This is a genomic window from Actinomycetospora chiangmaiensis DSM 45062 (assembly GCF_000379625.1).
GTDB lineage: Bacteria > Actinomycetota > Actinomycetes > Mycobacteriales > Pseudonocardiaceae > Actinomycetospora > Actinomycetospora chiangmaiensis.
In genome coordinates this window covers 424,053-441,524 of record NZ_KB903243.1, presented here as the reverse complement: position 1 = coordinate 441,524, position 17,472 = coordinate 424,053, and the positions used below count along the sequence as shown (strand labels likewise).

Annotated in this window: 16 protein-coding genes and 1 pseudogene; 12 read left to right on the top strand and 5 right to left on the bottom strand. The window is 73.6% G+C overall.

Annotation, left to right across the window (positions count from 1 at the left end; genetic code table 11):
* Positions 1 to 15 precede the first annotated feature (15 nt).
* Positions 16 to 1,230: a serine hydrolase domain-containing protein gene (locus A3CO_RS0121635; RefSeq protein ID WP_018334340.1), complete on the bottom strand. Its 1,215-nt coding sequence runs from the start codon at positions 1,228 to 1,230 to the stop codon at positions 16 to 18.
* A 258-nt stretch (positions 1,231 to 1,488) separates the two neighbouring features.
* Between A3CO_RS0121635 and A3CO_RS0121630 the strand changes: the two genes are divergently transcribed.
* The 5 genes from A3CO_RS0121630 to A3CO_RS40125 all read left to right on the top strand — a co-directional run bounded on the left by A3CO_RS0121630 (position 1,489) and on the right by A3CO_RS40125 (position 6,855).
* Positions 1,489 to 2,793: a serine hydrolase domain-containing protein gene (locus A3CO_RS0121630; protein WP_018334339.1), complete on the top strand. Its 1,305-nt coding sequence runs from the start codon at positions 1,489 to 1,491 to the stop codon at positions 2,791 to 2,793.
* An 82-nt stretch (positions 2,794 to 2,875) separates the two neighbouring features.
* Positions 2,876 to 4,507 (top strand): FAD-dependent monooxygenase, encoded by a 1,632-nt coding sequence (locus tag A3CO_RS0121625; RefSeq protein WP_018334338.1) that lies wholly within the window; start codon positions 2,876 to 2,878, stop codon positions 4,505 to 4,507.
* A gap of 139 nt (positions 4,508 to 4,646) precedes the next feature.
* Positions 4,647 to 5,153: a YflT domain-containing protein gene (locus A3CO_RS0121620; protein WP_026204850.1), complete on the top strand. Its 507-nt coding sequence runs from the start codon at positions 4,647 to 4,649 to the stop codon at positions 5,151 to 5,153.
* An 83-nt stretch (positions 5,154 to 5,236) separates the two neighbouring features.
* Positions 5,237 to 6,364, top strand: a complete 1,128-nt coding sequence (locus A3CO_RS0121615; RefSeq protein WP_026204849.1) for an AI-2E family transporter — start codon at positions 5,237 to 5,239, stop codon at positions 6,362 to 6,364.
* A gap of 365 nt (positions 6,365 to 6,729) precedes the next feature.
* A complete protein-coding gene (locus A3CO_RS40125; RefSeq protein ID WP_281167697.1) occupies positions 6,730 to 6,855 on the top strand; it encodes a hypothetical protein in 126 nt (41 codons plus the stop codon).
* 18 nt (positions 6,856 to 6,873) lie between these two features.
* On the opposite strand, the gene A3CO_RS0121605 is transcribed toward A3CO_RS40125, so the two are convergent.
* Complete coding sequence (locus A3CO_RS0121605; protein WP_018334334.1) at positions 6,874 to 7,158, bottom strand: hypothetical protein; 285 nt, start codon at positions 7,156 to 7,158, stop codon at positions 6,874 to 6,876.
* 461 nt (positions 7,159 to 7,619) lie between these two features.
* Here A3CO_RS0121605 and A3CO_RS0121600 point away from each other — a divergent pair, with 461 nt between their 5' ends.
* The 4 genes from A3CO_RS0121600 (at position 7,620) to A3CO_RS0121585 (ending at position 11,265) form a co-directional block, all read left to right on the top strand.
* Positions 7,620 to 7,916, top strand: a complete 297-nt coding sequence (locus A3CO_RS0121600) for a putative quinol monooxygenase (protein ID WP_018334333.1) — start codon at positions 7,620 to 7,622, stop codon at positions 7,914 to 7,916.
* A gap of 182 nt (positions 7,917 to 8,098) precedes the next feature.
* The gene (locus A3CO_RS35055) at positions 8,099 to 9,553 is read left to right on the top strand and encodes a cytochrome P450 (protein WP_018334332.1); all 1,455 of its coding nucleotides are present in this window, start codon (positions 8,099 to 8,101) and stop codon (positions 9,551 to 9,553) included.
* Between the two features lie 112 nt (positions 9,554 to 9,665).
* Positions 9,666 to 10,607 (top strand): GlxA family transcriptional regulator, encoded by a 942-nt coding sequence (locus tag A3CO_RS0121590; RefSeq protein WP_018334331.1) that lies wholly within the window; start codon positions 9,666 to 9,668, stop codon positions 10,605 to 10,607.
* A gap of 94 nt (positions 10,608 to 10,701) precedes the next feature.
* Positions 10,702 to 11,265, top strand: a complete 564-nt coding sequence (locus tag A3CO_RS0121585) for a carbonic anhydrase (protein ID WP_018334330.1) — start codon at positions 10,702 to 10,704, stop codon at positions 11,263 to 11,265.
* A 15-nt stretch (positions 11,266 to 11,280) separates the two neighbouring features.
* Here A3CO_RS0121585 and A3CO_RS0121580 read toward each other — a convergent pair whose 3' ends face one another.
* A complete protein-coding gene (locus tag A3CO_RS0121580; protein ID WP_018334329.1) occupies positions 11,281 to 11,880 on the bottom strand; it encodes a TetR/AcrR family transcriptional regulator in 600 nt (199 codons plus the stop codon).
* Between the two features lie 87 nt (positions 11,881 to 11,967).
* Here A3CO_RS0121580 and A3CO_RS0121575 point away from each other — a divergent pair, with 87 nt between their 5' ends.
* On the top strand, positions 11,968 to 12,990 hold the full coding sequence (locus tag A3CO_RS0121575) for an NADP-dependent oxidoreductase (RefSeq protein ID WP_018334328.1): 1,023 nt from the start codon (positions 11,968 to 11,970) through the stop codon (positions 12,988 to 12,990).
* A 45-nt stretch (positions 12,991 to 13,035) separates the two neighbouring features.
* Here A3CO_RS0121575 and A3CO_RS36195 read toward each other — a convergent pair whose 3' ends face one another.
* Positions 13,036 to 14,043: a helix-turn-helix domain-containing protein gene (locus tag A3CO_RS36195; protein WP_018334327.1), complete on the bottom strand. Its 1,008-nt coding sequence runs from the start codon at positions 14,041 to 14,043 to the stop codon at positions 13,036 to 13,038.
* 265 nt (positions 14,044 to 14,308) lie between these two features.
* The gene (locus A3CO_RS0121565; protein WP_018334326.1) at positions 14,309 to 14,719 is read right to left on the bottom strand and encodes a helix-turn-helix domain-containing protein; all 411 of its coding nucleotides are present in this window, start codon (positions 14,717 to 14,719) and stop codon (positions 14,309 to 14,311) included.
* A 319-nt stretch (positions 14,720 to 15,038) separates the two neighbouring features.
* On the opposite strand from A3CO_RS0121565, the gene A3CO_RS0121560 reads away from it, so the two are divergent.
* On the top strand, positions 15,039 to 15,923 hold the full coding sequence (locus tag A3CO_RS0121560; protein WP_018334325.1) for a heparin lyase I family protein: 885 nt from the start codon (positions 15,039 to 15,041) through the stop codon (positions 15,921 to 15,923).
* Positions 15,924 to 16,053: 130 nt separating this feature from the next.
* Positions 16,054 to 17,441: pseudogene (locus tag A3CO_RS0121555) on the top strand (PP2C family protein-serine/threonine phosphatase).
* The last annotated feature ends 31 nt before the right edge of the window (positions 17,442 to 17,472 follow it).

Below are 17,472 nucleotides of genomic sequence, written 5' to 3'. Positions count from 1 at the left end.
CGACTCCCCGGCGGTTCACGGTCCCGGTGGCATCGGGGGAGCGTCGTCCGGGACGAGCGTTGCCGCGATGCGGCGCCACAGCCGGTCGGCCATGTTCCGGTAGGCGCCCGTGGTGGGGTCGAAGGCGGCCTGGTCGAAGGTGACGGCGACCGCGATCGCGACCTTGCGCGACGGCAGGGAGGCGAAGGCGCCGGCTTCCCCGGCGAACATCGGGTTCTGCATGACCCAGTCGCCGGTGGAGACGACGCCGAGGCCGTAGGTGTAGTTCGACGACTGGGGGAAGCAGGTCGTGCACCCGGGCAACGTGGTGGTGCGCCCGATCAGGTCCCTGGTCAGCATCGCCTGGTGTGAGGCAGGTGAGAGGAGCGTGCCGCTCCCGACGGCCGTCGCGGTCGTCGCGAGGTCGTCGATGGTCGTGGTCTGGATGGCGCCGCGGGTGATCGTCCACGAGGGATCCCAGTAGGTCGATTCCTCGAGGAACGGGCCGCCTGCCGGAATCCCGAGGAACTGGCGGCGCTCGGCGGTGTAGGCGTGCAGGGCGGGTTCGGGGATCGCCGGTGTGCCCGGGTCCACCGTGTCGACGAGCCCCAGCGGCCGCAGCACGGTGTCCTGCAGGAACTCGGCCATCGGCCGGCCCGTGGTCTTCTCGAGGGCGAGTCCGAGGATCACGTAGTTGGTGTGCGAGTAGTTCCAGTTGGTGCCGGGCGGATAGAGCAGCGGCCGTCGGGTGCCGAAGGCGATGAGTTCCTCGGGCGTGAACCGTCGCAAGGGGTCGGCGTACTGCGCGGCCGTGAGCTCCGGGGTCGACACGTAGTCGACGTAGCCGGACGTCATCTGGGCGAGCTGTCCGAGGGTGACCTGGTCGCTGTACGGGATCTCGGGAAGCCACCGTGACACCCGGTCCTCGAGCGAGACCTTGCCGTCGTCGACCAGGCGCAGGAGTGCCGTCGCGACGTAGGAGATGGCGACGGCGCCGTCGCGGAAGTGCATGTCCGGGGACGCCGGCACCCCGGGCATCGATTCGCCCGTGGCACGGCGCAGGACCTCCCGACCGTCCACGGTGACCTTGACGATCGCCGCCCGGAGGTGATCCGTGGTCATCGCGGCGTCGACGACCGCTGCGATCGCACGAGCCTGATCCGTCGACGGGGACGGTGCCGTCACCCCGCCGGCCCCGGTCGACGCCGCGCACCCCGTGCTCAGGACGGCGACCGCGAGCAGCGCGGTCACGCGTCCGCGGAGTCCCCGGCGACGAGCTGTCGACGTCATCGATGCCACCACCGCTCTGCTGCCGGTCTGCGGGTGCCGCCCTCGGCGTTAGGCCATCCGAGTGGCGAGTCGGGAGAGTAGGGACCAGAAGGCTGCTCCACAAGAGTTGTTCTTTGCTGGTATTGGAGTAACTTGCCGTGTTCAGCAGGGCCGAACGAATGATCTTGTGGACGGTTCTGTCCGTTTCGGCGTCACTCTCGGTGTCTTCTGGAGGCCGGTATGAAGCTGGCAACCGGCGTCGCCCCGCTCCTCGCGGTCGCGGCGCTCGTCCTCGCCGCCTGCGGCGGACCCGGTCCGGCGACCGCCGGTGCGGCGGGCCCGGCGACCGCCGGTGCGGCGGGCCCGGCGACCGCCGGTGCGGGCCCGACCTCCGCGGCGCCCGGCGAGCCCGCGTACGCGGCACCGGTGCGGCAGCGGGTCACCGCGGCGATGGCGGAGAACGTCATCCCCGGCGTCGTCGTGCGCGTCGTGTCGCCGACCCAGGGGGACTGGACCGGCACGTTCGGCACCCGCACGCTCGGCCGCGACGACCCGATCACCGCTGCCGACCACGTCCGCATCGGCAGCGTCACCAAGACCATGACGTCGACGGTCATCCTGCAGTTGGTGCAGGAGGGCAAGCTGTCGCTCGACGACCCGATCGCCCGGTTCCGCCCGGGCGTCCCCCACGGTGACCGGATCACGATCGCGGACCTCGCCGAGATGCGCAGCGGGCTCTTCAGCTACACGTTCGACCCGACGTTCAACGAGACCCTCGACCGCGATCCCGCGAAGGCGTGGACGCCCGACGAGCTGTTGGCCATCGCCTTCACCCATCCGCCGCAGGCCGAGCCGGGCACCACCTTCGACTACAGCAATACCAACATCGTCCTGCTCGGCGAGGTGATCGAGCGGCTCACCGGGCAACCGCTGGAACGGGCGTTCGCGGACCGCATCTTCACCCCCCTGGGCCTGAGCCAGACCTCGCTGCCGGTGCGGACCGACGCGACCATCCCGGCGCCGTTCGCCCGCGGCTACGCGTTCGGGACCAACGTCTCGACGATGTCGTCCTACGCCCTGCCACCCGACCAGCAGGTCGCGGCGAAATCGGGGGCGCTGGCGCCGAACGACGAGACCGACGCCAACCCGTCCTGGGCGTGGGCCGCCGGCGGGGCCATCTCGACGGTCGGGGACCTCACCACCTACGTCCAGGCCCTGGTCGGCGGCCGCCTGCTGAACCCCGCGACGCAGCAGGCGCGGATGGCCAGCATCCGCCCGACCGATCCGGCGCATCCCGACGGCGGCGGGTACGGCATCGGGATCGCCGCATTCGGACCCCTGATCGGTCACGACGGTCAGATCCCGGGCTACATGACCTTCGCCGGTCAGGACCCCGCGACCGGACTGACGATCGTGATCGCGACCAACCTCGCCGCCGTGCCCTCCGGCGAGGGGTCGGCGCTCACCGTACTCAAGGCGATCCTCCCGATCTTCTATCCGGGCATGCAGGCGCCCGGCAATCCGGCCGCCGCCCCGACCCGGTGACCGACGGGACGAGCTTCCGTCCGCGTCGACGGCGGCCGACCATTCATCCCGGGCCCAGCCCGTCGCAGCTGAGGGGGCACTCATGGACCAGGACGTGGTCGTCGTCGGGGCCGGCCCGGTCGGCCTCACGGTCGCCGTCGAGCTCGCCCGGCGCGGGGTCCGCGCGCGGGTGATCGACGAGCTCGCGGCGCCCCGGCAGTACGCCAAGGCCGTCGGGCTGCAGCCGCGGACCCTCGAGCACTGGGAACGCTCCGGGATGCTCACGGCCGCGCTCGACGAGGTCCGGGCGCTGCGGGGGCAGCTCGTCTACCGCGACGGCGAGCTCGTCGCCCGGCAGGACCTGCACCTGCCGGCGGACGTCCCGTACGGCTTCACGACGCTGCCGCAGTACACCACCGAGCGGCTGCTCGCCGAGGAGCTGCGCCGGCACGGCGGCACGGTGGAGCGCTCGACGGCGCTGCGCGGGTTCGACCAGGACGACGACGGCGTCACGGTGCGGCTGGACACCCCCGGCGGCGAGGAGACCGTGCGCACCCGCTACCTCGTCGGCGCCGACGGCGCGCACAGCGTGGTGCGCAAGGGTCTCGGACTCGTCTTCCAGGGCGACGCGTTCGCCGAGGAGTACATGCTCGGCGACGTCGTCCTCGACTGGTCGCTGCCCGCGGGGTACGGCGTCCGGCTCACCCGCCCGGTCACCGACGGCCCGGACGACGTCCTCGTCGCCGTCCCGCTCCCCGGCGACGGCCGCTACCGCATCTCCATGCTGGCGGCTCCCGATCTCCGACACCGTCGGGACGAGGCGGCCGGTGACGGCATCGCCCACGGCCTGGAGGCGGACCGTGCTCCGACGCTGCACCACCTGCAGGCGGTCGTGGACCGCCTCGCGCCCGAGCCGACCACGGTCTCCGACCTGCGGTGGTCGTCGGTGTTCCGCATCAGCCACCGCCTCGCCGCGCGCTACCAGCTCGGGCGGGTCCTCATCGCCGGCGACGCCGCGCACATCCACCCACCCNCCGGTGCCCAGGGCATGAACACCGGCATCCAGGACGCGTTCAACCTGGCCTGGAAGCTCGCCCTCGTCGTCGAGGGCCACGCCGAACCGTCGTTGCTCGAGAGCTATCACGCCGAGCGGTACCCGGTCGGGGAGGAGGTCGTCGGGCGGACCGTGCGCCACGCACAGGACGGCTACGACCCGACGGCCGCGATCCGTCGGGAGGCCCAACTGCTCGTGGCCTATCCCGAGAGCCCGATCGTCGGGTCGAGCGGGGAGCCCCTCGGTGTCCGACCGGGCGACCGGGCGCCCGACGCCCGGGGGATGCGGCGGGCGACGGTCACCGACCCTGTCCGGCTCCATGCCGTCCTCGCGGGCACCGATTTCGCCGTGCTCGCCTACGTCGAGGACCTCGCCGAGGTCGACGAGGTGGTCGCAATCCGGGAGCACACGACGGCGTCCGGTTTCCCGATCCGCGTCTACGTCGTCGCCGCGCCGGGGATCGCGGACGTCCTCGCCGAATCCGGCGAACCGTGCCTGGTCGACTCTGCCGGCGAGCTCGCCTCCGCCTACGGGATGCAAGGCGGTGACGCCGTCCTCGTGCGACCGGACGGCTGTGTCGGGTGGACGGCGCGACCCCTCGGGCGGCGCGCTCTGGCCGCCCATCTGGAGCTCCTCGCAGGTCGGTCGTCGACGCTCCCGGATGGGGTCGCCCCCGCCTGAGCTCCCGAACCCCGGTTGGTCCCGGCAGGGCGAGCCGGGACGGCCATCTCGCCCTGCGATGTCGATGTGTCGCCGCGGTAGCGGTGTGACGGTGGTGGGGACCGATCACGGCCAGGACGACGAATCGAGGCAGCGGACGATGACCGACAGCCCTTCCCCCGTCACGGCGCCGCCGGAGCGCCCTGCGGTGCCGAGCGCCGCGTCGCGCCGGTCCATCGGCAGCTTCCCGGACTACGCCGCCGCGGAGCAGGCCGTCGACGCCCTCTCCGACCGCGGCTTCCCCGTCCACCGGGTGGCCATCGTCGGGCGCGACCTCGAGCTCGTCGAGCAGGTCACCGGTCGGCTCGACTACCCCCGCGCGGCGCTGCGCGGCGCGGCCGGTGGCGCCGTGACCGGCGCGCTGCTCGGCTGGCTCTTCGGGCTGTTCAGCTGGATCGTCCCGCTGATCGGTCTGCTCCTGCTCACGGTGTACGGCCTCATCTTCGGCGCGGTCGTCGGCGCCGTGCTCGGACTGCTCGTCCACGCCCTGCAGGGAGGACGCCGGGACTTCGCCTCCGTCACCGCCATGCGTCCCGCGAGGTACGAGGTGATGGTCGACGAGGACGTCGCCGACGACGCGGTCCGGCTCCTGGGATGGGACCGTTGACGGCAGGCTCGGTCGGCGACCGGCGCCCCACGGCGCCGGACGGTGTCCCGGAGGCGGGCGCGGGGCGAGGGCATCACCGCTCGGTGGCCCAACCCCACGTCGACGCGGAGGGGCCGATCGCCGAGGCCGAGGCGGCCGCCGCGCACTCGAGCACCGCGCAGCAGCCCCTCGGCCCGCTGGGCTCCCCGCTGGATCGCCGGTCGCCGTTCCTGATCGGGCTCAGTGCGGCGCTCGGCGTGGCGGTCGTCATCGCCGTGGCCCAGCTGGTCACCGGCGCGGCCGACGTCCTGATCCTGATCGGGGTCGCGCTGTTCGTCGCGCTCGGGCTGGAACCGGTGGTGTCCTGGCTCGCCCGCCGCGGGCTGCGGCGCGGGACCGCGGTCGCCCTCGTCTGCGTCGGGTTCATCGCGGTCCTGGGTGGATTCCTGGCGCTGGCCGTCCCGCCGATGATCGAGCAGGCGGCCACTCTGCTGCAGCAGACCCCGCGGTACCTGCAGCTGCTGCAGGACCGCAGCTCGACCGTCGGGCAGCTCGACGCCCGGTTCGGACTGCAGCAGCACCTCCAGCAGACCCTCGCCGACAACAGCTCGGCGGTGATCAACGGCGTGCTCGGGGTGGGGTTGGCGATCCTGGGCTGGTTGGGCGACACCCTCGTCGTCGTCGTGCTCACGGTCTACTTCCTCGCCACGCTGCCCGCGATGCGCCGCGCGGCGTACCGGCTGGCGCCGGCGTCGCGGCGGCCCCGCGCCATCCTGATCGGCGACGCCATCTGCGTGCGCTTCGGGGGCTACGTGCTCGGCAACGTGGTGATGTCGGTGATCGCCGGCGCCGCCACGTTCGTCTGGCTGCTGGTCCTCGGGGTGCCCTTCGCCCTGTCGTTGGCGGTGCTGGTCGCCCTGCTGGACCTGGTCCCCGTCGTCGGGGCCGTGATCGGCGGCGCCGTGACCACGCTCGTGGCACTGACCGTGTCCTGGCCCGTGGCGCTGGCCACGGCCGGCTTCTTCGTGGTCTACAAGCTCCTCGAGGACTACCTGCTGATGCCGAAGATCATGGGGAGGACGGTCGACGTCCCCGCCGTGCTCACCGTGGTCGCGGTGTTGATCGGCGGTGCACTGCTGGGAGTCATCGGAGCCGTGGTGGCCATCCCGGTCGCCGCCGCCGTGCTGCTCGTCGTGCAGGAGATCGTCTACCCGCGACTCGACCGCAGCTGAGTCCGGCACCGGCCGTCGCCCGGCGGTCGGGAGTTGCGGTCCGCGGATCGACCGCGCCCCCCTCGCTCCACGAGTCTCCGGGCACCGGCCCCGGCGTCCCCAGGGCCTCGACGGTGTGGGAGCGAGCCGGTTCGATGCAGCCCGACGACGATCCGGTGGACCCCCGACCCACGGGCACCAGCTCCGTCCCCCGGGCCGGTCTCGAGCCCGACCGGAGATGCATCCGGCCGCGCACGGCCGAGGACGCGGCCCGGCGACGCCGGTCCGACGCGGGCAGGCCGTCGCCGTCCTCCGGTCCCGGACGACCGGCCGGAGCCTCGACCACGCACCACGAGCGCCCGCTGCGGGCGGCGAGGACGGCGGCGATGCTCGACGACCTGATCGACCGCGCGGGCGTCGCCAGGACCTCCGCGGGACGCCTGGTCGAGCGGGCCGCCCGGGCCTTGCAGTGCAGCGCCACCCTCGAGGTGTCGCTCCCGAAGACCCCGTAGCAGCGACGCACGGACGGCCTACGACGGGCGTCCCGCCTGACGGGGTGCCCGGACGACGTCGAGGAAGGCGTGGACGAGGGCGTCGTCCGCACCGTGCCGGTGGGCGACGACGACGTGGACCGGGTCGATGTCGACCACCGGCACCCCGACGAGGTCCGGGCGCAGGCCACCGTCGAGCACCGCGGCCGTCGCGAGGGCGACCGCCTCTCCCGACGCGACGACCTCGAGGCGGTCCTCCGGGGTGTCGACGACGGGCCCGGACGGGGCGGAGCCGCCGAGCCCCGGCCCGTCCGCGGATCGCACTCGGCGTCGGGGCGGGGGGGCTGCGGGACGGGTCCGGACCGGGTCGCCCGGGGGGAAGGCTGGACGGCCCGGACCCGTCCCGCGCCGGCCGCCCGTCGCTGGGGAAGGCGATCGGGCGTCCGGTCGGGGAGGTCCGTCCGGCAGGAGCCCGCGGTGTGGTGCGGGCTCCGGGGAGCGTCGGACGAACCGCGCAGAGATCTATCCAGCACGGGCGGCAGCGGTCCATCCGCGTACGGCAACCAGCGGCCGTTCGGCGACGAGGGGTCCGGACGACGGTGCCCGGTCCGCTCGCGAGCGGAAGCCCATGCCCCCGGGAGGTCCAACGCCGGCGCCCACCTCCGTCCTCCGGAGCCGACGCGCACGGTGGGCCGCTCCAGCAGAGTGCCAGCAGCGGAACGGGCGAGGAGTTCCTCCGTCCGGTCCTCGGGACCCGCACCCCTGGCGAGCACGGGAGACGATCCATGGCGACGAAGGCACTGTTCGTGAAGCTCGAGGCCAAGCCCGGTCAGGAGGACGCGGTCGAGGAGTTCCTGCGGTCCGCCCTGCCTCTGGTCCGGGAGGAACCCGACACCTACCCGTGGTTCGCGGTCCGCTTCGATGCCACCACCTTCGGGATCATCGACGCCTTCCCGGATGAGTCCGCCCGGAAGGCGCACCTCGACGGCGCGGTGGGCAAGGCCCTCGGTGAGCGGAGCGAGGAACTCTTCGCGTCGGCACCCGAGATCAGCCCGATCGACGTGCTCGCCGAGAAGTTGTGACCCGGACGGCCCGCGGGTGACCGACGGGGCCCGGGCGACCACCCGACAGTCCGGTCACCCGAGGTCCCCGCGGCGTCACCCCACGTGGCCTGGCAGGGCGACTGGAACGTCGCGCGGGTCCGCGGGCGGGCGGCGCGGCCCACACTCGGTGGCGAAGGAGACCGTCGCCGGAGGAGCACGCCGTGGCCGACCCGAACCCCCGCCCGCCCGGGGCCCGCCCGATCCCCGGACCCCCGGGACGACCCCTGGTCGGCAACCTGTTCGACCTGCCGCGCGGTCGCATGATCCGCACGATGACCGACCTCGCGCTGCAGTACGGCCCGATGATGAAGATCGACATCCTGGGCGGCGAGCGGTACGTCGCCTCCGGCCTGCCGATGTTCGACGACCTCTGCGACGAGTCACGCTTCGCCAAGTTCGTCGCCAAGCCCCAGTACACGCTGGGGAGCGCGCTGCCGACCCGGGGACTGTTCACCTCCGAGTCGGACGACCCGCTGTGGAAGAGCGCCCACGACGTCCTCCTGCCCGCGTTCTCGATGCGCTCCATCCGCGGCTACACCCCGCTGATGGTCGACATCGCCGGCCAGCTGATGCTCAAGTGGGAGCGTCTGAACCGGGGCGAGCCGGTCGACGTCACCGCGGACATGACCCGGCTGACGCTCGACACGATCGCGCTGTGCGGCTTCGGGTACCGGTTCAACTCCTTCTACCGCAGCACCATGCACCCGTTCGTCGAGGCGATGATGGTGATGCTCGCCGAGGGCCAGGCGCGGACGCGGCTGCCCGACGCGGTGGCGAAGGCCCGCCGTGGGGCGCTCCGCCGTTTCGACGCGAGCGTCGAGCTGATGACGACGACCGTGCAGAGCATCATCGACCGGCGCCGCGCGTCCGGGGAGCCCGGGGACGACCTGCTCGGCTGCATGCTGGCCGGCGTCGACAAGAACGGGGCCCGACTGCCCGACCGCGACATCATCTCCCAGTGCATCACCTTCCTCGTCGCGGGCCACGAGACGACGAGCGGCCTGCTGGCGTTCGCCGTCCACTACCTGTCCCGGCACCCCGAGATCGCCGGCCGGGCGCGGGACGAGGTCGACGCGGTCCTCGGCACCGACCCGACGGTCCCGCCGACCGACGCCCAGCTCGGACGGCTCCCCTACGTCTCCCAGATCCTCGAGGAGACCCTGCGGCTCTGGCCGACGGCGCCGGCCTTCTTCCGCCGCCCGCTCGAGGACACGACGGTCGGCGGGTACGAGTTCGCGGCCGGCACCCCGATCATGGCGCTGACGATGGCGCTGCACCGGCAGCCGGACGTCTGGGGGGCCGACGCGGAGCGGTTCGACCCCGACCGCTTCGCGCCGTCCCGGCGGGCCGCGCTCCCGGCCAACGCCTTCAAGCCCTTCGGGACGGGGATGCGGGCCTGCATCGGCCGGCAGTTCGCCCTGCAGGAGGCGGTGCTCGTGCTGGCGATGGTCGTCCACCGCTTCGACCTGGTCGCCGACCCCGGCTACGAGCTCGACGTGCGCGAGTCGATCACGATCAAGCCGGAGGGTCTCCGGATCACGGTCCGCCCGCGGTGGGGCCGGAGACCGAGCTCGGCCCGCCCCGACGACCTCGCGCGGGCGCGCTCCCGGGTGTAATCAGCGGCGTGCGCCGCGAGACATGGGTCGAGGTACCCCACGACGGCAGGGCGGACGTCCCGTCGGGACCGGTCCCCGGCGGTGCGGGCGACGGTGATCGGGAGACGGCGGGATGACGCCGCACCGCGTCGTGGCGTTGGCGCTGCCGTCGGTCGTGGCGTTCGACCTGTCGATCGCGGCCCAGGTCTTCGGACACCGCGACGAGCGGTCGCGATACGACTTCACCGTCTGCTCGGTCGCCGCGGGCGCCGTGCCCTCGTCGACCGGGTTCGCCATCGACGTCCCCCACGGGCTCGACGCCCTCGCCCGGGCCGACACCGTCGTCGTGCCGGGCTTCCACCCGCTCGACGCGCCCGATCCGGCGGGTCTGGACGCCCTGCGCGAGGCGGCCCGGCGCGGCACGCGGATCGCGTCCGTGTGCGTCGGCGCCTTCGCCCTCGCCCGGGCCGGTCTGCTCGACGGCCGCACCGCGACGACGCACTGGCAGTACGCCGACGAGTTCCGCGCGTCCTTCCCGGCGGTGCGGCTCAACCCCGACGTGCTCTTCGTCGACGAGGGCCAGGTGCTCACCAGCGCGGGCATCTCGGCGGGGATCGACCTCTGTCTGCACCTGGTCCGTCGCGACCACGGGCAGGCCGTTGCCGGTGACGTCGCGCGGCGCATGGTCGTGGCCTCGCAGCGCACCGGGGGTCAGGTCCAGTACGCCCAGCGCCCGTTGCCGGCCGACGGCGGTCTGGGCGCCACGCGCGAGTGGGCCATCGCCCAGATGCAGCGTCCCCTGACGGTGGACCACCTGGCCCGCCACGCGGGGATGCCGGTGCGGTCGTTCACCCGCCGGTTCCAGGACGAGACCGGGTCGAGCCCGATGCGGTGGCTGACCGGGCAGCGGGTCCTCGAGGCACAACGGCTGCTCGAGGCCACGCGCCTGGGAGTCGACGAGATCGCCGAGCACTGCGGCTTCGGCAGCGCCACGACGTTGCGGCTGCACTTCGCCCGCCGGCTGGGTTCCACGCCGACCGCCTACCGCCACGCCCGCCGCCCGGTCGTGGGCTGACCACGCGCCGGAGGGCCGGGACGTGGCCGGAGCCCGACGATTTCCGGCCGTCGTGCCCCTCACCACCGGACCGGTCCCGGAGCACGCTCGAGACATGTCCGACCTCGACCACCTCCTCGTCGCCAACCGTCGTTTCGCCGCCACCGGCGCGAAGGACCGGGTGCCCGCGATCCCCTTCCTCCCGACCCGCCAGGTCTACCTGCTGACCTGCATCGACCCGCGGGTCGACCCCGCCGCGTTGTTCGAGCTCGACCTCGGCGACGCGATCGTGGCGCGCACCGTCGGCGGGCGGGTGACCGACGCCGTGCTCGACGACCTGGCGTGGATCAGCTACCTGCACGAGGTGAAGACCCCGGACGAGCCCTGGTTCGAGTTCGTCGTCATCCACCACACCGACTGCGGAACGGGCCTGATGGCCGACCCGGAGCTGCGCGCGGGCTTCGTCGCCCGGGGGTTCGACGACGCGACCCTGCAGCGCACCGCGGTGCTCGACCCGGCCCGTACCGTCCCCGGCGACGTGCAGCGCGTCCTCGAGGCGACCACGGTGTCCGGCGACGTCGCCGTCTCGGGCTACGCCTACGACGTCGCCACGGGGCTGGTCACGCAGGTCGTGGCGCCGACCTCGCGGAACGCCGTGCGGTCCGTGCAGCCCGGGTGACCGCGAGCCGGGGGCTCAGCCCGTGGTCGGGAGCTCGTGGTCCGCGTGCACCGTGGCCCCGACGACGTCGTGGCCGCCGAGCGCCGGTACGGCGATCACGTCGAACAGGTGCTCGGCGCGCGGGGCGAGCGCCGGCTGGTCCCCGAGCCACGCGAGGCCGGCGATGAGCGCGAAGAGGTCGGTGCCGTCCGTCCCGGGGCGGGCGGCGCCCGCGTCCTGCGCCCGGGAGAGCAACCGGGCACCGGCGGCCCGGAGCTCGACGCAGGACGCGTGCAGGGCGGAGTCGGGCTCCTCGATCGCGGCCACCATCACCTGGGTCACGCCGTGGTAGGTGGTGGTGAACCGGGTGCACTCGCGCACCCAGGTCAGGAGGGCCTCGCCCGGCGGGACGCTGCGCCCGAGGTGCTCGGCGCGAGCGGTCAGGTCGCCGAAGCTGCTGCGCAGCAACGCCTCGAGCAGGGCCTCCCGGGTCGGGAAGTGTCGGTAGAGGGTGCCGAGCCCCACGCCCGCCCGGCGGGCGATGTCCCGCAGCGAGGCGTCCGCCCCGTGCTCGGCGACGATGCCGCGGGCGACCTCGAGGAGATGGTCGTAGTTCTTCCTCGCGTCCGCCCGCATACCCCCAGCGTGACACACGGAGCACTGCTCCGAATAAGCTGAGCACCGCTCCGTTTCCACGGGGTGAGTCGAGGACGAGGTGGGGACATGTCGACGACCACGACGACCATGACGGCCGTCCGCCAGCACGGGTTCGGCGGCCCGGAGGTGCTGCACGCCGAGCCGGTGCCGGTGCCGACGCCGGGGCCGGGCGAGGTGCTGGTCCGGGTCCACGCGGTGGGGGTCAATCCCCCCGACTGGTACCTGCGGGCGGGGATGCCCGAGGTGCCGGCGTACCTGCGCCCGCCCATGGAACTGCCCATGACGCTCGGCACGGACGTCTCCGGCGTCGTCGAGGCGGTCGCCGACGGCGTCACGGAGTTCGTCGTGGGCGACGAGGTGTTCGGTCTCCTGCGCTTCCCCGAGCCCATGACCGCGGCCGCGTACGCCGAGTACGTGACCGCCCCCGTCACGGACCTGGCCCGGAAGCCCGCGAGTCTCGACCACGGCCGTGCGGCGGCGATCCCCATGGCGGGTCTGACGGCCTGGCAGTTCCTCGTCGAGGTCGGGCACGACCACCCCAACCCGTTCCAGGAGAGCCCGCACGTCCCGGTGCCCCTCGGTCCGGGGACGACCGTGGTGGTCAACGGTGCGGCGGGGGGAGTGGGGCACCTCGTGGTGCAGCTCGCGAGGTGGCGGGGCGCGCGCGTCGTCGCGATCGCGTCGGGCCGGCACGAGGCGTTCCTGCGCGACCTGGGTGTCGACGAGTTCGTCGACTACACGGTGCAGCGTCCCGAGGAGGCCGTGTCGGGCGCCGACCTGGTCGTCGACGTCGTCGGCGGCGCCGCGAGCGGGCGGTTCCTGCGCACCCTCAGGCCGGGCGGCGCGCTGTTCCCCGTCTACGTCGCCGAGTACGACCCGGACGAGGTGGCGGCGGCGGGCGTCACCACGTCGGCCACCCAGGTACGCGCCGACGGCACGCAACTGGCCCGGCTCGCGGAGCTGTTCGACGAGGGCGTGCTGCGCGTCGCGATCGACCGCACGTTCCCGCTCGCGGCGGCCGCCGCGGCCCACGCCCACGCCGCGGAGGGCCACCTGCAGGGGAAGATCGTGCTCACGGTCGAGGCCTGATCGGAGCTCCCCCGGGCGGTCCACCCGTCGTCCTGGTCGCGGGGTTCAGCGGAACAGCGTGTCCTCGGGGGTCTCGCCGACGGTCCGGGCGTACGCGGTGGCGAAGGTGCCCGGGCGCAGGAAGCCCCAGCGGATCGCGGTCGCGGCCACGACGGCGCCCGCTCCGGGGTCGGCGGCGAGCAGGTCGTCCCGGGCGCCGCGGAGCCGGGCGCGCCACAGCTCGACGGCGGTGGGGTGGCCACTCGCGCGACGGATGGCCCGGCCCAGTGCGGGCGCCGGGACGTCGGCCGCGTCGGCCCAGTCCGTCGGGGTGATCGGGTGGTCGGCGTACGCGTCGATGAAGTCCAGCGCGCGGCGGACGCGGCTCTCGGGCACGTGGCCGGTGTCCTCGCCGGAGGTGGGATCGGTCAGCGCGTCGTGGGCGGTGTTGGGGAACGCGGAGAGCGTCGCGGCGGCGATCAGCCGGAAGGTGGCCGTGAGGATGATCGGGTTGTCGGCCACCCCGGGGACCGCGAGCACGTCGTTCCAGGCGTGCGCCACGGCTCCCGAGAGGGCGCGCGCCAACGCCGGGCTCCGCGGCACGAGCTGGTGGAAGCGCAGCGCGTCGGGGGCGATGGGGCAGTGCTCGGCGGCGTAGGCCGCGAGGTTCGCGAGGTCGAGCGTCGTCGTGGTGCTGCGCAGGTCCATCGTGGTCGCGCGGTAGCTCTCGTCGGGCGGGGCGAGGAGCAGCCCGCCCCGGTTGACGACGTCGTGCCGGCGGCTGTGCAGCGACAGCTCCCCGCCGTGGGCGTCGTTCAGGGCGAGGGTGCCCTGCTCGCGGAGCGTGACGGAGGTGTCGTAGTCCAGTCGACCGCGGCTCGCGAGCGTGGCGATCGCGAAGCCAACGCCGAACCGGTTCTCGACGCGGGAGGAGAACCCCGACCCGGCGTCCCCCGCGATCGAGATGGTGCCCGCCGGGTCGGAGCCGCCGAACCGCGTCATCGACGTCCAGGACGCGGACAGCCCGGCGACGAGCCGGCGGGACGACGAGGACGACGAGGGGCCGAGGGACATGCGGCACTCCGGGAACGGGAAGGGCGGTCGGACATCGGAGGGGCCGGCGGTTTCCGGTGGCCGTCCGGTCCCTGGACGCCCGTGGCGTCCAGCGACCCGGTGTCCCGGACCGGGTGGAGCGGTCCCTCGGATGGACCCCGGGTACCCAGCTTCCCGGACGGCAGCCGAATCGTCTGCTCGCCAAGCGAAGGATGGTCGACGCCCAGGGTCGCACAGCGAAACGCCCGTCGAGCCGCCCCGCTCATCCTCTCGCGCCGCGACCGGCTCACCGGCGGCGTCCGCCCAGGGTGTGGCTCGGCGGCACCCCGTGCATGGCGCGGTAGGCCGCCGCGAACCGCGACAGGCTCCCGAAACCCCACCGGGTGGCGATCTCGGAGACCGTCGTGCGCCGGGGGTCGGCGGCGATCAGGTCGTGGTGGGCGCGCTCCAGCCGGACCGTCTGCAGGTAGCGCATCGGGGTGGTGTCGAGATGGCGCCGGAACGCCAGTTGTACCGCCCGCGGGGTTACGAAGGCGGCGGCGGCGACGTCGGCGACGGTGACGGCGCGTCCGGGGTTCGATTCGATGAACGCGATCGCCCGGCGCAGGGTGGCCGGACGTGGCGGGTGCGGGTCGCTGATGCCTCCACCCCCNCCCCGTCGGCGCCTTGGGGCACCGACGCCCCCACCGCCCTCCACGGCCCGGCCGCGAGCGGGTTTCGTTCCGCGACAATGTTATTTCGTTTGGAGTCCAGCCAGTGATCGACGCGCGGGCCGGGAGTTCGGCGCGTCCGGCGCGGTGACCGGTGGTCGACGTCGGCCGGACGCCGGTCGTCCCCCACCGGAGGGGCTGGAGGCCGTTCGCGCCGTGCTCGCCGCGACCACACCGCCGACAGCACCCCGCACGACGACGTCGCTCGAACGGTCTAACAACATGTGCCTGACACCGTCTAAGTTGACTGCCCGTCATCACAGGCGTGGCTGCGGGGGCCCACCACGACCGCTGAGGGGAACAACTGTGCGCACACCGTGGCGCGTCCGGTGCCTCGTCGCCATCGTCGGCACCCTGCTGCTCGGAGCCGGGCCGGCGTTCGCCGCCACCGGGACGCTGTGGCAGTCGGACTTCACCAACGCCGGGTTCGGGAACTACAAGTCCACACCGTGGAACGACGTCGGCGCCGCCGCACCGACGCTCGTGACGAGCACGGTGTACGCCCCGTCGCAGGCCGCCCGCTTCACCGTGCCCGCCGGGGGAACGCGCTCGGAGATCGAACCGAACGTCGCGAACTTCGTCGAGGGTGACGAGTACTGGTTCGGCGACACCTTCACGCTGCCCTCGTCGTTCCCGACGGCGGAGTCGAGCTGGCAGGTCCTGACGCAGTGGAAGAACGCCGACACCGGCTCGCCCCCGCTCGAGATCAAGATCGGGAGCGGCCACGTCATCCTCGACGGCGGGTACGGCTACCCCGGCGGCCCGGCCGGCAGCAAGTACTGGACCACCACGCTCGGCCCCGCCGCGACGGTGACGCCGACGAACCTCGTGCTGCACGTCAAGTTCTCCAGCAACCCGTCCATCGGCTACGTGGACGCCTGGCTCAACGGCACGCAGGTCCTCACCGGCTACCACCCGGTCGCGGGCACCCTCTACCCGTCGTCGAAGAAGACGAAGGCGACCGCCACGCAGGCCAAGGCCCAGAAGGCGGCGCTGGCCCGCACTCCCCAGCCCCAGGGCACGCCCAAGGAGCCCGCGGCGTCGACCGACACGGTCGTCACCGCGTCGACGACGAGTTCGCAGTTCAGCTACTGGAAGATGGGCATGTACCGCGACTCGGCGATCACATCGAACGCGGTGTACGACCTGGAGAACGCCCGGATGGGCACGTCGTACAGCGCGGTGCAATAGCGCGGCGACCCGCCGTCGGGAGCTGCTCCTGACGGCGGGACCCCGGCGTCCGGGGAGATGCTCCGGTTCCGGACGGTCTTGAGGCGCTACGAGGGACCCTCCTAACCTCGGTCGTCGGAGGTGAGGCGACGTGGCCACCGAGTCCGACGTGCGGGCGCCGTCGTCCGCGGAGCGCCGCGGTCGTCGTGCGCCTCCCGTCGTCGGGCGCCGACCGGGCACGACGAGCACCGCGACGCCGGGTGGCCGCGTGGGGATCGAGACGCCGGAGCGGGTGGCGGCGGTGCGGGCGTCGCGGCTGCTCGAGGACGACGGGGACGACACCGACGGGACGTTCGACCGGGTCGCGCGGCTCGCCGCCCGGCTGCTCGACGCGCCGACGGCGTTCGTCACCGTGGTGGACGACCGGACGTCGGTGATCACCGGGTGGTCCGGACCCGTCGGACCCCCCGGGCACCCCCGACCTCGCCCGCGCCGACTCCCGGCGCGCGACGCCGCCTGCCAGCTCGTGGTGGACACGGGCACGGAGGTCGTCGTCCCGGACGTGCGCGAGGACGACCGGACCCGGGACCTCCCCGGCCTCGCCCTGATGGCCGCGCGCTCGTGGATCGGGCAGCCGATCACCGACGCGGCGGGGTTCGTGCTCGGCAACCTGTGCGTCATCGACGGCGAGGTCCGCGAGTGGACCGACGAGGAGGTGGCGGGGCTGCGGGACCTGGCGTCGGTCCTGGAGCGGACGGTCCGCCTGCGGGGCATCGCCGCCGCGCTGCGCACCTACGCCGACCAGGCGGAGGACCTCGCGGTGACGCTGCAACAGGTCCTGTTGCCGGCCTGGATCCCGACGGTGCCCGGCATCGAGATCGCCACGCGGTTCCAGCCGGGTGGGACGGGGGCCGAGGTCCTCGGGGACTTCTACGACGTCCTCCTGCACGACGACGGGTTCTCGGTGGTGATCGGCGACGTCGCGGGTCGGGGACCGAGTGCGGCGCGGACCGCGTCGCTCGCCCGGTCCGCGGTGCGCACCGCCGCCTCCGCCGACCAGGACCCGGTGTCGGTGCTCAGCACCGTCCACCGGGTCCTGCGCCACGACGGATCCGGGCCCGGCCGCTTCGTCACGATCGCCTACGCCAGCTTCGAGCGCGGAGCGCCGACGGCCGGCGGCTCATCGCGGTGGGACGTCGTGGTGTGCAGCGCCGGGCACCCGCCCGGCTTCGTGATCGGCCCCGACGGCGCCGTCACGGCGATCCGGGCGGGCGTGCGCTGGGCGTCACGGCGGAGCCCGCCATCGACGGTGACGCGTTCGCGCTCCGGCCGGGCGAGTCGCTCGTGCTCTACACCGACGGGCTGACCGAGGACCACGGGTCGCTCGGCGCGCAGCTCGAGGAGGACGGCGCCCAGCACGCGCTCGCCGTCGCGACCGATGACGCCGAACAGCTCGCGGACGGACTGCTCGCGGCCTCCCGCCGTCACACCGGTCGGCGTGGGGACGACCTGGCGGTCGTCGTCATCGGCGTGCGCTGACGTCCCGGCGCGATCCGCGCCGGGACGTCCG

Coding starts and splice junctions, on each gene's coding strand:
- A3CO_RS0121630 (WP_018334339.1), top strand. CDS start 1,489: ATGAAGCTGGCAACCGGCGTCGCCCCGCTCCTCGCGGTCGCGGCGCTC.
- A3CO_RS0121620 (WP_026204850.1), top strand. CDS start 4,647: ATGACCGACAGCCCTTCCCCCGTCACGGCGCCGCCGGAGCGCCCTGCG.
- A3CO_RS40125 (WP_281167697.1), top strand. CDS start 6,730: ATGCTCGACGACCTGATCGACCGCGCGGGCGTCGCCAGGACCTCCGCG.
- A3CO_RS0121600 (WP_018334333.1), top strand. CDS start 7,620: ATGGCGACGAAGGCACTGTTCGTGAAGCTCGAGGCCAAGCCCGGTCAG.
- A3CO_RS0121590 (WP_018334331.1), top strand. CDS start 9,666: ATGACGCCGCACCGCGTCGTGGCGTTGGCGCTGCCGTCGGTCGTGGCG.
- A3CO_RS0121585 (WP_018334330.1), top strand. CDS start 10,702: ATGTCCGACCTCGACCACCTCCTCGTCGCCAACCGTCGTTTCGCCGCC.
- A3CO_RS0121580 (WP_018334329.1), bottom strand. CDS start 11,880: ATGCGGGCGGACGCGAGGAAGAACTACGACCATCTCCTCGAGGTCGCC.
- A3CO_RS0121575 (WP_018334328.1), top strand. CDS start 11,968: ATGTCGACGACCACGACGACCATGACGGCCGTCCGCCAGCACGGGTTC.
- A3CO_RS36195 (WP_018334327.1), bottom strand. CDS start 14,043: ATGTCCCTCGGCCCCTCGTCGTCCTCGTCGTCCCGCCGGCTCGTCGCC.